The sequence below is a fragment of the Paenalcaligenes hominis genome (assembly GCF_041359055.1).
Taxonomy (GTDB): domain Bacteria; phylum Pseudomonadota; class Gammaproteobacteria; order Burkholderiales; family Burkholderiaceae_B; genus Paenalcaligenes; species Paenalcaligenes hominis_A.
Window position 1 is genome coordinate 606,740 of sequence record NZ_JBGJKZ010000002.1, and the last position, 13,213, is coordinate 619,952.

The 13,213-nt window shown below is 47.6% G+C and carries 12 protein-coding genes; 5 read left to right on the forward strand and 7 right to left on the reverse strand.

From position 1 onward, the window contains the following. Positions 1–9 precede the first annotated feature (9 nt). From prfB to lysS, 3 genes are all read left to right on the forward strand, one after another. A protein-coding gene (prfB, locus tag ACBP46_RS06795; protein WP_371015976.1) for a peptide chain release factor 2 occupies positions 10–1,114 on the forward strand; the annotation gives its coding sequence in 2 pieces (ribosomal slippage) (positions 10–90 and positions 92–1,114; 1,104 coding nt in all). Between the two features lies 1 nt (position 1,115). Next, positions 1,116–1,868, forward strand: a complete 753-nt coding sequence (locus ACBP46_RS06800) for an SDR family NAD(P)-dependent oxidoreductase (RefSeq protein WP_371015977.1) — start codon at positions 1,116–1,118, stop codon at positions 1,866–1,868. Between the two features lie 11 nt (positions 1,869–1,879). Further along, positions 1,880–3,397 (forward strand): lysine--tRNA ligase, encoded by a 1,518-nt coding sequence (lysS, locus tag ACBP46_RS06805; RefSeq protein WP_371015978.1) that lies wholly within the window; start codon positions 1,880–1,882, stop codon positions 3,395–3,397. Between the two features lie 54 nt (positions 3,398–3,451). On the opposite strand, the gene ACBP46_RS06810 is transcribed toward lysS, so the two are convergent. The 6 genes from ACBP46_RS06810 to uvrB all read right to left on the reverse strand — a co-directional run bounded on the left by ACBP46_RS06810 (position 3,452) and on the right by uvrB (position 8,607). After that, positions 3,452–3,913 carry a MaoC family dehydratase gene (locus tag ACBP46_RS06810; protein ID WP_371015979.1) on the reverse strand — a complete coding sequence of 154 codons (462 nt, stop codon included), beginning with the start codon at positions 3,911–3,913 and terminating at the stop codon, positions 3,452–3,454. Positions 3,914–3,998: 85 nt separating this feature from the next. Next, positions 3,999–4,322, reverse strand: coding sequence for a HesB/IscA family protein (locus tag ACBP46_RS06815; protein ID WP_371015980.1), 324 nt, complete (start codon positions 4,320–4,322; stop codon positions 3,999–4,001). A 9-nt stretch (positions 4,323–4,331) separates the two neighbouring features. Then, positions 4,332–4,715 carry an iron-sulfur cluster assembly scaffold protein gene (locus tag ACBP46_RS06820; protein WP_371015981.1) on the reverse strand — a complete coding sequence of 128 codons (384 nt, stop codon included), beginning with the start codon at positions 4,713–4,715 and terminating at the stop codon, positions 4,332–4,334. Between the two features lie 7 nt (positions 4,716–4,722). Next, positions 4,723–5,919, reverse strand: coding sequence for an IscS subfamily cysteine desulfurase (locus ACBP46_RS06825; protein ID WP_371015982.1), 1,197 nt, complete (start codon positions 5,917–5,919; stop codon positions 4,723–4,725). Between the two features lie 19 nt (positions 5,920–5,938). Then, the gene (iscR, locus tag ACBP46_RS06830) at positions 5,939–6,442 is read right to left on the reverse strand and encodes a Fe-S cluster assembly transcriptional regulator IscR (RefSeq protein WP_371015983.1); all 504 of its coding nucleotides are present in this window, start codon (positions 6,440–6,442) and stop codon (positions 5,939–5,941) included. 137 nt (positions 6,443–6,579) lie between these two features. Continuing rightward, positions 6,580–8,607, reverse strand: a complete 2,028-nt coding sequence (gene uvrB / locus ACBP46_RS06835; RefSeq protein ID WP_371015984.1) for an excinuclease ABC subunit UvrB — start codon at positions 8,605–8,607, stop codon at positions 6,580–6,582. 67 nt (positions 8,608–8,674) lie between these two features. Here uvrB and ACBP46_RS06840 point away from each other — a divergent pair, with 67 nt between their 5' ends. After that, entirely contained in the window at positions 8,675–9,877 is a 1,203-nt protein-coding gene (locus ACBP46_RS06840; RefSeq protein WP_371015985.1) for an amino acid aminotransferase, read from the forward strand. 107 nt (positions 9,878–9,984) lie between these two features. Continuing rightward, the gene (gene lexA / locus ACBP46_RS06845) at positions 9,985–10,608 is read left to right on the forward strand and encodes a transcriptional repressor LexA (RefSeq protein WP_371016061.1); all 624 of its coding nucleotides are present in this window, start codon (positions 9,985–9,987) and stop codon (positions 10,606–10,608) included. A gap of 127 nt (positions 10,609–10,735) precedes the next feature. Here lexA and lon read toward each other — a convergent pair whose 3' ends face one another. After that, entirely contained in the window at positions 10,736–13,168 is a 2,433-nt protein-coding gene (gene lon / locus ACBP46_RS06850; protein ID WP_371015986.1) for an endopeptidase La, read from the reverse strand. Positions 13,169–13,213: the final 45 nt, after the last annotated feature.

A 13,213-nucleotide genomic window follows, 5' to 3' on the forward strand; every position in this document is an offset into this window, starting at 1 on the left:
GATACGCAGATGGAATCAGAACACATCAACCAAATCGAAGCCCAACTCGAGGACTACCTCGAACGCACCCTCGAATTGCGGAGGTATCTTTGACTACGATGAAAAAGCCCACCGCTTGCACGTAGTAAATGCCGAATTTGAAAACCCCCATATTTGGGATGATCACGAACGCGCTCAAGATCTTGGGCGTGAGAAAAAAAGCTTAGAAACAGTGGTTCATGGCCTAGATGAAATCCATCAAGGCTTAGTCGATGCCCAAGAGCTATTTGAATTAGCCGCTATGGATGATGACAATGACACCTTATTGTCTATTGAATCTGACAGCCAACAGCTAGGAAAGCGCATCGAAGAGTTTGAATTCCGTCGCATGTTCTCAAACCCTGCTGACAACCTAAATTGTTTTTTGGATATCCAAGCGGGGGCTGGCGGAACCGAAGCCCAAGACTGGGCCTCTATGCTCTTACGACAGTACGTGCGTTATGCCGAGCATAAAGACTTTAAGGTCGAAATTCTTGAGCAATCTGATGGCGAGGTCGCAGGCATCAAATCGGCCACCCTTAAAATCGAAGGCGAGTACGCTTATGGCTTATTACGTACCGAAACGGGCGTGCATCGTCTTGTACGCAAAAGCCCCTTTGATTCTAATCACGGCCGTCACACTTCATTTAGTAGCGTATTTGTTTACCCTGAGGTCGATGATTCTTTTGAAATTGAAATCAACCCAGCCGACTTACGGGTAGACACATATCGCGCCAGTGGTGCTGGGGGCCAGCACGTTAACAAAACAGACTCTGCTGTGCGCTTAACTCACGAACCCACCGGTATTGTGGTGCAGTGCCAAAACGATCGCTCTCAGCACCGCAACCGGGCTGAAGCCATGCAAATGCTAAAGTCGCGTCTGTTCGAGCTAGAAATGCGTCAACGCATGGCCGAGCAACAAAAGCTAGAGGACTCCAAAAGTGATGTAGGCTGGGGACATCAAATTCGTTCTTATGTGTTGGACCAAAGCCGTATTAAAGACTTACGCACCAACGTGGAAATTTCAAACACACAACGTGTACTAGATGGCGATCTAGACCCATTCATTGAAGCCAGTCTCAAACAAGGAATCTAAATTGATTAATGAGGTCATCGTTATTACGGGGGTTTCCCGCGGCTTAGGCTTTGCATTAGCGCAACACCTTGCTCAGCCACAACGTCTTATCATTGGTATTGCGCGCAGCAACAATGCCCAGCTTGCAGCCCATTGTCATGCTCATAATTGCGCCTATCATTTTATTCAAGCCGACCTAGCACAACCCCAAGCCAGCGCACACGCAGCCCAGGCTCTTAGCGAGCTGCTTCAAGCACACCCTCTGGCCCAGTCTTATTGGTTAATTAACAACGCAGGGACCGTCGCGCCTATGGCACAGTCCCATCAGTTGACAGACCCCTATTCCATCGCGCACGCGCTACAATTAAATGTCGGTAGTCTAATCAGCCTTAGTGCTGCATTCCTAACACACGCTCCGACTCAATCAGATCGACGCATTTTGAATATTTCCTCTGGGGCAGGACGTGGGCCCGTGCCTGGTTGGGGCGTATACGGCGCAACCAAATCTGCGGTAGACTATTTCACTCAAACCCTAGCACTCGAACACCCTCAAGTCCGTGCGGTGGCTTTAGCGCCCGGGGTAGTCGATACCGACATGCAAGCTGACATTCGCCAAACCGAGCCGGAATCCTTTCCTAATCGCGAGCGTTTTATTCAGCTTCACCAAAATCAACAACTTGCCTCAGCGGCCTTTACCGCTGAACAGATTGCCCGTTATCTTGCGAATGAGACATTTGGTACTAAAACCATCGATGATATTCGCCATTATTTTTAATTGTTTTACTCATGACTTCTACTACTGAGTCAACTCACGTTGACGAAAATCATCTGATCGCAGAACGCCGCACTAAACTCTCCGCGTTACGCGAGCATGGCAATGCCTATCCAAATGATTACCAGCCTGAGCACCATGCCCAACAATTACACCAACTCTACGATGGTCAAGACAAAGAAACGCTAGCAGCCACCCCTCACCAAGCCAGTGTAGCCGGTCGCATGATGCTCAAGCGTGTCATGGGCAAGGCCAGCTTTGCAACACTCCAAGACAGCTCGGGCCGCATCCAAATCTACCTAGATAAAAACACCCTAGGCGAAGACGTTTACGAGCAATTTAAAACCTGGGATATCGGCGATATCCTAGCCGTAAACGGGGAAATATTTAAAACCAACAAAGGCGAGCTTTCCATCAAAGCACACGAAATTCGCTTGCTGGTAAAGTCACTACGCCCCTTGCCTGACAAGTTTCATGGCTTAGCAGATCAAGAGCTGCGTTACCGTCAACGTTATGTAGACTTGATCATGAGCGAGGACACACGCACTACGTTTTTGGCACGCAGCAAAGCCATCAACAGCATTCGTCAGCACATGATAGAAGCCGGCTTCCTCGAAGTCGAAACCCCCATGCTGCACCCTATTCCAGGGGGTGCAGCGGCTAAGCCTTTCGTCACCCATCATAATGCGCTCGATATGGAAATGTACTTGCGTATTGCCCCTGAACTGTATTTAAAACGTTTAGTGGTAGGTGGATTCGAGCGCGTGTTTGAAATTAACCGCAACTTCCGCAACGAAGGTGTCAGCCCACGTCACAACCCAGAATTCACCATGATGGAGTTTTACGCGGCGTACACGGACTACCACTGGTTAATGGACTTTACTGAAACCTTAGTCCGCTCCGCAGCCGTGGCGGCTTGTGGTTCGGCTCAAGTTTCTTATCAGGGCGAAGCATTGCGCTTAGACCAACCTTTTGACCGCCTCACTATTGTTGAAGCCATTCAAAAGTACTTCCCCCATTACAGCACCGAGCAACTAAACGATATCGACTTTCTTAAAGCCGAGCTCACTCGCAAAAAAGTCGATATTAATGCTCCCGCATTTCTGCATGCTGGCATTGGTGCATTGCAATTGGCTCTGTTTGAAGAAACAGCCGAAGCCAAACTATGGCATCCTACCTTTATTGTGGATTACCCCGTCGAAGTCTCTCCTTTGGCCCGTGCATCCGACCATAACCCTGCTATTACTGAACGTTTTGAACTCTTTATTACGGGTCGTGAAATAGCCAATGGGTTCTCTGAGCTTAACGACCCAGAAGACCAAGCGGCTCGTTTCCTAGCTCAGGTTGAAGCCAAAGACGCAGGCGACGAAGAAGCCATGTATTTTGATGCCGACTATATTCGTGCCTTAGAATACGGAATGCCTCCTACAGGCGGTTGCGGCATTGGTATTGATCGTCTAGTGATGTTGTTAACAGATAGCGCTAGCATCCGTGATGTGATTCTCTTCCCACATCTACGCCGCGCCGATTAACACATGTAGTTGGATAAATAAAAACAGCACGCTTCACATAGTGTGCTGTTTTTTTTAAAGCTCGATATTTTTACGACGCACTACAACCTTTGATAGCATACGCTGCACAATGTCGCCGTGTTGGTTTTTGGTTAAGGACTCAAGCAAAACAATACCACGGTCTTTTTTTGTACGCGATGGCGTAATACTAATGATCTCAGACTCTACATGCAGCTGATCACTAGGACGTGTAGCTTGGGGCCACGTTACTTCGCAACCCGCCCCAACTAAACCGCCTGCAAAAGGAATACTTTCTACTAAGAGCTTCATGGTAATAGCTGCTGTATGCCAACCACTGGCCGCTAAGCCATTAAAAAAGCTTTGCTGAGCTAAGACAGGATCAGTATGAAAGACTTGAGGATCAAACTGTTTGGCATAACTGATAATTTGCTCTGCATCCAATACATGGCTGCCACTTTTATAACGATCGCCTTCTGTTAGCTCTTCTAGATAACGTTTAGTCGCTGCCTTAGACATAAAAAGCCCTTCTGTGAAAAATAATAAAAAAGCTGATTACCTGCTTAGAGGGGTAATCAGCTTTTAGTAACACCAGTGGTTAAGCCTAAACAGTAAAAGACTCACCGCAACCGCATGCTGCTTTTTCATTGGGATTGCGGAATTTAAACGTAGCGCTAAGGCCTTTACGCTCGTAATCGATTTGGGTGCCGTCAACAAACGGCAAGCTACGCGGATCTACATATACACGGATGCCGTGGTCCTCGAAGATATGATCATTTTCTGCGGCCTCATCCACATAGTTGACCTCATAAGCCATGCCTGAACACCCAGTCAAACGTACACCCAAACGTAGGCCTAAGCCCGAGCCACGCTTTTCAAGGTGCTTGCTAATGTGTTCAGCAGCTTGAGACGTTAGTGTAATAGACATATGTACCTCTTAATGTGTTAGGCTTGCTTCGAGCTGACGCCAAGCAAGCCATAATTGTTCAGTGACCTCGGAGGCTAGCCAGGCACAATGTAATTTAATGCCAGTTAAGTCCAAGGCGGCTATCAATGGTTGTGTATCAAATTGCTCTAGTTGATCTATAGGCATACCCACCAATAGCTCACATAAATAATCAGCCGTTGCAATACATGCCCCACAACCGTATGCTTTAAAACGCGCGGCTTGTACCCGATGGGCATCCAGTGCGATATAAATCTCCATCACAGCCCCTTGTTCTTGTGCTCCGACGCGAGCTTGCAAAACCTGTTCCCCCTCAAGGGTGCCTGCAAACTGAGGCTGCATAAAACGTGCACGTACAGTATCAGAATACATCATTTATCCTTTAATGAGCCATTACCAAGTCGGACTCGCCTTGCCAAACGGGCGATAACGCACGTAGGCGTCGTACCTGAGTGACAATTTCAGATAAAGCGGTATCCAGATCCTGTTGAGTGGTTTGACGACCTAAACTTATTCGTAAAGAGCTATGGGCTAGCTGCGGTGAGCGTCCAAGTGCCATCAGCACATAAGACGGGGCTAAGCTGGCTGAGGTGCAAGCAGAGCCACTGGAGACAGCTAGGCCTGTTAGCGACATCATCAGGGCTTCTCCCTCGATGCCTTCGAAACTAATATTCAGATTATTGGGTAGGCGCTGTGCTAATGAGCCATTGAGGTGCACACCTGGCAGTTCGGCCTGTAATTGATGCCAAAACTGATCGCGCATTTGTTGAATGCGCGCTTGCTCTGAGGCCATTTCCTTTTGTGCAAACTCGAATGCGGCCCCCATGCCAACAATTTGGTGAGTCGCTAAGGTGCCTGATCTAAAGCCACGCTCGTGCCCACCGCCATGAATCTGTGCAGTTAAACGTACACGCGGTTTACGACGAACATAAAGCGCACCAATACCTTTGGGTGCATAAAGCTTATGACCAGAAAATGACATCAGATCGGCCTGAATGGCATCCACATCCAAATCTATTTTACCAGCACCTTGCGCGGCATCAATATGAAAAAGAATATCGTGCTCTGCGCAAATTGCACCAATTCCTTTTAAGTCTTGGATAACCCCTATTTCGTTATTCGCCGCCATGACTGACACCAGCGTTGTGTCAGGGCGTATAGCTGCCTGCAACTGTTCTAGTGTGATTAGCCCCTCTGGGTTAACAGTCAAATAGGTGACTTCAAAGCCTTGGCTTTCTAAATAGGCAAAGGTATCTAATACCGCTTTGTGCTCGGTATTAACGGTAATCAAGTGTTTGCCTTTATCGGCATAGGCTAAAGCAGCGCCTTTAATAGCCAGGTTATTGGACTCGGTCGCACCTGAAGTCCAAACAATTTCACGTGAGTGCGCATGCACCAACGCAGCTACCTGCGCCCGCGCCCGCTCTACGGCCTCTTCGGCATCCCACCCATAAGCATGTGTATTCGAAGCCGGGTTGCCGTACTGCGTCGTTAACCATGGCATCATTTGTTCTAAGACGCGAGAATCTAAAGGCGTAGTGGCGGCATAATCTAAGTAAACGGGATAGGTAGTAGACAAAACCAACTCCAATAAAAATCTAACAAGTCGCTTGTTCGGGTGTAATACGATGTGTAGGGTGTTGACTGCTTTGTTGTTGGCGTACGGATTCCTCGAGTTGTCGCATACGCTGCTGATCAACGAGGTCTTGTAGTGAGACCGAGTCTAAGTAATCCACCATTTTACGACTTAATGTGGCCCATAGCTCGTGAGTCATGCATTGAATACGGTTACCATTTTCATCTTTTTCGCAATTACCTTTGCCACCACATTTGGTTGCATCTAAAGGCTCATCAACTGCAAATATAATATCAGCCACCGTAATATGTCGAGCCAAACGGGCCAAACTGTACCCACCACCGGGGCCGCGTGTACTATCGACCAACTCGTGACGACGCAAACGACCGAATAATTGCTCTAGGTACGACAAGGAGATGCTTTGACGTTCACTAATTTTGGCTAAGGTTACTGGCCCACTTTGCTGTCGCAGAGCCAAGTCTATCATTGCCGTGACGGCAAAACGTCCTTTAGTGGTTAAACGCATAATCTGTTCCTTGAGAGAAGCTGTTGCTGGCGAGGGATTGGCCTCATACCCGACTAATTTAGTCCAGTATAACAAATACCCATTATTTCAGTAAGGTATTAAGCACTTTTTTTGCATTTTGTTTTATAAGCGCAAACTCAACTGAGTAGTGCTTGATCTTTTAAACGACGTAACTGATCTCGGGTTTGAGCAGCAGCTTCAAACTCTAAATTTTTGGCCTGATCCATCATTTGTTTCTCTAGGCGTTTTAATTCGCGTGCCAACACCTTTTCATCACGTATTAGATCAAAATCCAAATCGGCAAGCTCGGATGAGGACGCCTGAGCAGGAGCCAACACGCCGTCAATTAAATCACGCACGGCTTTGTTAACACCACGCGCCGTAATACCATGATCAATATTGAACTGCAGTTGTTTTTCTCGACGACGTTCCGTTTCATCCATGGCTTTACGCATGGATTCCGTAATACGATCTGCGTATAAAATAGCATGCCCTTTTAGGTTGCGCGCGGCACGGCCAATGGTTTGAATAAGACTACGCTCTGAGCGCAAGAACCCTTCTTTGTCGGCGTCTAATATAGCCACCAACGACACCTCGGGTATATCTAACCCCTCTCGTAATAAGTTAATCCCCACAAGCACATCAAATACCCCTAAACGCAAATCACGGATAATTTCTACACGTTCAACGGTATCAATATCAGAATGCAAATAACGTACCTTTACGCCGTGCTCCGCCAAAAACGCACTCAGGTCTTCGGCCATTTGTTTAGTTAGGGTTGTAATGAGCACCCGTTCTTTTACAGCGACCCGTTTAGTGATTTCGCCAAACACATCATCTACCTGTGTAGTAGCTGGACGCACCTCGACCACGGGATCAACCAAGCCCGTAGGACGCACAACTTGCTCTACAACCTGGTCAGCATGAGTTTGTTCATACACGGCTGGGGTTGCTGAAACAAACACCGTTTGAGGCATGCGCTGTTCAAACTCTTCCATTTTTAATGGCCGGTTGTCTAAAGCTGAAGGCAATCTAAAGCCAAACTGCACTAGCGTTTCTTTGCGCGAGCGATCACCTTTGTACATACCACCGATTTGCCCTATGGTGACGTGACTCTCGTCAATGAACATAATGGCATTTTTAGGCAAGTAGTCGATCAAGGTAGGGGGTGGATCGCCAGCTTTTGCCCCCGACAAATGACGCGAATAGTTTTCAATTCCTTTACAAAAACCAAGCTCATGCATCATTTCCAAATCGAATCGCGTGCGCTGCTCTAGGCGCTGTGCTTCGACCAACATACCCTGATCAATAAAATACGCCAAGCGCTCTTTGAGCTCTTGTTTGATGGTTTCAATAGCACGTAATACTGTTTCACGCGGTGTCACAAAGTGAGAGCCTGGGTATACGGTAAAGCGCACCACTTCTTGCAGTACCTTGCCAGTTAAGGGATCAAATAAAGCCAGACTTTCTATCTCATCATCAAACAAAGTAACACGCAAAGCTTGTTCTGCATTTTCAGCGGGAAAGATATCGATGATCTCGCCCCGCGCTCTGAACATGCCACGCTCGAACTCAGTATCGTTACGCTCATATTGCATCGCTACTAGGCGCGCTAACAGCTCTTGACGACCGATTTCATCGCCTTGACGCAAGGTGAGCACCATCGCATGGTAATCGGCAGGATTACCTATACCGTAAATACAGGAGACCGACCCCACAATAATGGTGTCTGGGCGCTCAAGTAGGCTTTTCGTCGCAGATAAACGCATCTGCTCGATGTGCTCGTTAATAGACGAGTCTTTCTCGATGAAAAGATCACGCGATGGCACATAGGCCTCGGGCTGATAGTAATCGTAATACGACACGAAATACTCAACCGCATTTTTAGGAAAAAATTCGCGCATCTCTGCATACAACTGAGCCGCTAGCGTTTTATTCGGTGCCAACACAATAGCAGGCCGACCACTGCGTGCAATAAGGTTGGCCATAGTATAGGTTTTACCCGAACCCGTTACCCCTAATAAGGTTTGATACATCAAACCGTCTGACAAACCTTCGTTAAGCGCCTCAATCGCCGTTGGTTGATCCCCAGCCGGAGCATAAGGTTGATAAAGTTGAAACGGACTATTCGGATACTGAACGAATTGCGGTGTAAAGGTTTGCATACGTCACCCAGATTGATAGATACTCTTATTATCTCATTATTTCTTAGCGCAATTTCTGTTATCTGTTATGAATACCTTGTTTTCTCACGTTACTCAAGTTCCTCGCGACCCCATCTTAGGACTCAACGAGCTATTTCAAGCTGACTCACGACCTAACAAAATTAATTTAGGCGTAGGGGTGTATTACGATGAACAAGGTCATATGCCACTGTTAAATGTGGTCAAAAAAACAGAAAGTCTTTTAGCGGAACAAAGCGTCGCCCGAGGCTATTTACCCATCGATGGCATCCACCATTACAACATGGGCGCGCAATACTTACTATTAGGTAGGGACGCTTCGGCCATTCATCAAGGGCGTACAGTTACTATTCAAAGCCTAGGGGGCACGGGTGCATTAAAATTAGGCGCTGATTTTCTAAAAAATGTGGTGCCTAATGCTGTGGTAGCTATCAGCAACCCTAGTTGGGAAAACCACCGCGCTTTATTTGAAAAAGCCGGATTTCCCGTGGTGGACTACCCTTATTACGACGAGAAAAACCATGGCCTCGATATTGAGGGAATGCTGCAGTTTCTTGAACAATTAGATCCACAAAGCATAGTGGTACTTCACGCCTGTTGCCATAACCCCACCGGTATCGATCCCACATTCGAACAATGGCAACGTATTGCACAGGTCATAAAAGCCAAACAGCTCATTCCGTTTATGGATATTGCCTATCAAGGCTTTGGCGCGGATCTAGATGAGGACGCTAAAGCCGTGCGTTATTTAGCCGACCAAGGCATCCCTATGCTAGTTAGCTCTTCGTTTTCCAAGTCGTTTGCATTGTATGGCGAACGCGTGGGTGCGCTAACTGTCATTACTGAGCGCGCCGAAGAAAGTCCCAAAGTTTTAAGTCAATTAAAACGCATGGCGCGCACCAACTATTCCAACCCGCCCACCCATGGGGCTCAAATTGTAAACCTAGTGCTTAACGATGCAGCACGTTTCGCCGAATGGGAGGCCGAACTCAGTCACATGCGCCAACGCATTCACAGCATGCGTCATCAGCTTGTCACCCAACTGGCTCAACACGGGGTACAAAAAGACATGTCCTTTATCTTAAAGCAACAAGGCATGTTTTCTTACTCGGGTCTTAGTCAAGCCCAAGCCCAACGGTTGCGCGACGAGGACGCCATTTATCTCTTAGACACAGGGCGTATTTGCGTAGCTGCACTTAACGAACAAAACCTTAGTACCGTCGCTGCTGCGATTGCCCGTGTTGTGCAATAGAGCTAATTAACCGCTGAGCTAAGTGAAACCGGCTCTTACGCCGGTTTTTCTTGCTTTTTAGTTGTAGATCGTTGACAATAAAACTGTATATAACCCCAGTCAATGACATAGCCGTGAAACTTACTGCCCGCCAACAACAAATCTTCGACTTAATTCGTAGCGAAATTCAACGCACCGGCTTTCCGCCCACACGTGCTGAAATTGCAGAACGCTTTGGTTTTAAATCCGTCAACGCAGCCGAAGACCACCTTAAAGCGTTAGCGCGTAAAGGTGCCATCGAATTGGTTTCGGGTACATCACGTGGTATACGCCTCTTAGTCGATAACCCAACTCCCACCCAAAACTACCAGTTACCTATTATTGGGCGGGTTGCTGCTGGCCATCCTATTTTAGCCACCGAACACATCGAGCGCGAAATTGGTGTCGAGCCCTCACTTTTTTCCCAAACCCCCGATTACTTACTACGGGTACGCGGCCTTAGCATGCGCGACGCCGGCATACTCGAGGGCGATCTCTTAGCGGTCAAACGCAGCTCCGAAGCACGCAACGGTCAAATCGTTGTGGCTCGTCTTGGTGACGAGGTCACGGTTAAGCGTTTACAACGTCAGGGCAAAAAAATTGCATTACTTCCTGAAAACCCCGACTTTGAACCCATTATTATCCAAAACCAAGACGAGTTCTCTCTCGAAGGCATTGCAGTCGGCCTTATTCGCGACCAACCCTTTAACTAATTCTGCACTCAGCATTAAGCCATAAAAAAGACCCCAAAAGGTTGGATACATATCCAACTTCTTGGGGTCAGTTCATACATAGCACGATTGTTTGATTCGGCCGGACAGAAGCCCGACCGTGCCAGTCTTAGTGTTTAATCACCCCACTAATAGCCGGTGCGCTTTTTGCAGCAACAGCCTCAGCAGTAATACGCGCTAGTTCTTCATCAGACAACGGGGTTGGCATTTTTTCTAACGCCACTTCTAATACACGGTCAATCCAACGTACTGGGATAATTTCCAATGTATTTTTCACATTGTCAGGAATATCGGCTAGATCCTTCACGTTTTGCTCGGGAATCATTACGGTCTTAATACCACCACGCTGAGCAGCGAGAAGTTTTTCTTTTAGACCACCAATTTCCAACACCTCGCCACGCAAAGTGATTTCACCTGTCATGGCTACATCAGCACGAATAGGGATACCTGTAAGTGAAGACACTATGGCAGTAGTAATGGCAATACCCGCAGAAGGACCATCTTTAGGTGTAGCCCCATCTGGGAAGTGCACATGCAGATCACGTTTCTCAAAAATAGGATCAGCTACCCCCCACTTTTGCGCACGGGAACGCACTACGGTACGCGCCGCCTCGACCGACTCTTTCATCACATCGCCAATCGACCCAGTGCGTTGGATATTGCCTTTACCCGGCATATCGGCCACTTCGATGGTGAGTAAGTCACCGCCCACTTCGGTCCAAGCAAGACCGGTGACCTGACCCACTTTGTTTTCCGTTTCAGCCACACCAAAATCAAAACGACGCACGCCAAGGAAATCGCTTAAGTTGTCGCTAGTGACCACAATGGCTTCTGCTTTGGCACCCTTGGGTTGCACCAGAAACTTATGCACGGCCTTGCGGCAAATTTTGCTGATTTCACGCTCTAGAGAGCGCACACCGGCCTCGCGTGTGTAATAACGCACGACGTCACGGATTGCCTCTTCGGTAATCTCTAGCTCGCCTTTCTTCACACCATTGTTAGACATGAGCTTAGGGATCAAATGCTTAAATGCAATGTTTACTTTTTCGTCTTCGGTATACCCCGACAAACGGATAACCTCCATACGATCAAGCAAAGCAGGCGGAATATTCAGCGTATTGCTGGTTGCCACAAACATCACATCTGAAAGATCGAAATCCACCTCGAGGTAGTGATCTTGGAAGGTGTGGTTTTGCTCTGGATCCAGCACCTCGAGTAAAGCCGAAGACGGATCACCACGGAAATCAGCACCCATCTTATCGATCTCATCGAGTAAGAATAATGGGTTCCGCACACCCACTTTACTCATATTTTGCAGTATTTTTCCTGGCATGGAACCAATGTAGGTACGACGGTGACCACGAATCTCGGCCTCGTCACGTACACCACCCAATGCCATCCGCACATATTTACGATTTGTGGCTTTAGCAATAGACTGCCCCAATGAGGTCTTACCTACCCCGGGTGGCCCAACCAAACACAAAATTGGCGCTTTGAGTTTAGAAACGCGCTGCTGTACTGCTAGGTATTCAACAATGCGCTCTTTGACCTTTTCAAGACCATGGTGATCAGCATCCAACACCTCTTCAGCATTCGTTAACGAGTTGTTAATACGACTGCGTTTACGCCATGGTAGACCAATTAGCGTATCGAGGTAGTTGCGCACTACGGTGGCCTCGGCCGACATAGGCGACATCATTTTGAGCTTTTTCAGCTCGGCCTCGGCTTTTTTCAGCGCATCTTTAGGTAGCTTGGCTTCGGCTATACGCTGCTCAAGCTCTTCAATTTCTGCGCCGTCTTCGCCTTCGCCCAATTCTTTTTGAATGGCTTTAACTTGCTCGTTTAGGTAGTAATCGCGCTGGCTTTTTTCCATTTGTTTTTTAACGCGACCACGAATTCGTTTTTCAACCTGCAAGATATCAATTTCTGTTTCGAGCTGGCTTAATAAGGCTTCGAGACGCTCAACCACAGGAATGGACTCGAGCATTTGTTGTTTCTGCTCGAGTTTTAATGGCAAATGCGCGGCAACCGTATCGGCCAAACGACTGGCCTCTTCGATTGCATTCAAGGACGTCAAGATTTCCTGAGGAATTTTTTTATTTAGTTTGACGTATTGCTCGAATTGAGCCACAACAGCACGACGCAGGGCCTCGGCTTCAGCCGGAGTCTCGGTGGCATTTTCTACAGCAATGGCTTTGCCACTGAAGTGAGTCTCGTTATCGATAACCGCTTCAATTTTAGCCCGCTCAACCCCCTCGACCAATACTTTAACCGTACCGTCGGGCAGTTTTAACATTTGCAAAATGGATGCCGCACAACCGATTTCATACATATCGTCGGCGGTGGGCTCGTCTTTGCTAGCCGTTTTTTGCGCTACCAATAAAATGGTATTACCTGACTCCATGGCGAGTTCAAGCGCCTTGATGGAGCGAGGACGTCCAACAAATAAAGGAATCACCATATGCGGAAACACCACCACATCGCGCAAAGGCAATAGAGGTAGTTCCGTGGATTCCATAGATAAAATCTGGCTTGCAGACATAGTAATTTCCTTTTAATTACCTTAAACCACAAGGGGAAGCAAGAT

Excerpts from the sequence above, each read along its gene's own strand:
- lysS (WP_371015978.1), top strand. The coding sequence starts at position 1,880 with ATGACTTCTACTACTGAGTCAACTCACGTTGACGAAAATCATCTGATC.
- ACBP46_RS06810 (WP_371015979.1), bottom strand. The coding sequence starts at position 3,913 with ATGTCTAAGGCAGCGACTAAACGTTATCTAGAAGAGCTAACAGAAGGC.
- ACBP46_RS06815 (WP_371015980.1), bottom strand. The coding sequence starts at position 4,322 with ATGTCTATTACACTAACGTCTCAAGCTGCTGAACACATTAGCAAGCAC.
- ACBP46_RS06820 (WP_371015981.1), bottom strand. The coding sequence starts at position 4,715 with ATGATGTATTCTGATACTGTACGTGCACGTTTTATGCAGCCTCAGTTT.
- iscR (WP_371015983.1), bottom strand. The coding sequence starts at position 6,442 with ATGCGTTTAACCACTAAAGGACGTTTTGCCGTCACGGCAATGATAGAC.
- uvrB (WP_371015984.1), bottom strand. The coding sequence starts at position 8,607 with ATGCAAACCTTTACACCGCAATTCGTTCAGTATCCGAATAGTCCGTTT.
- ACBP46_RS06840 (WP_371015985.1), top strand. The coding sequence starts at position 8,675 with ATGAATACCTTGTTTTCTCACGTTACTCAAGTTCCTCGCGACCCCATC.
- lon (WP_371015986.1), bottom strand. The coding sequence starts at position 13,168 with ATGTCTGCAAGCCAGATTTTATCTATGGAATCCACGGAACTACCTCTA.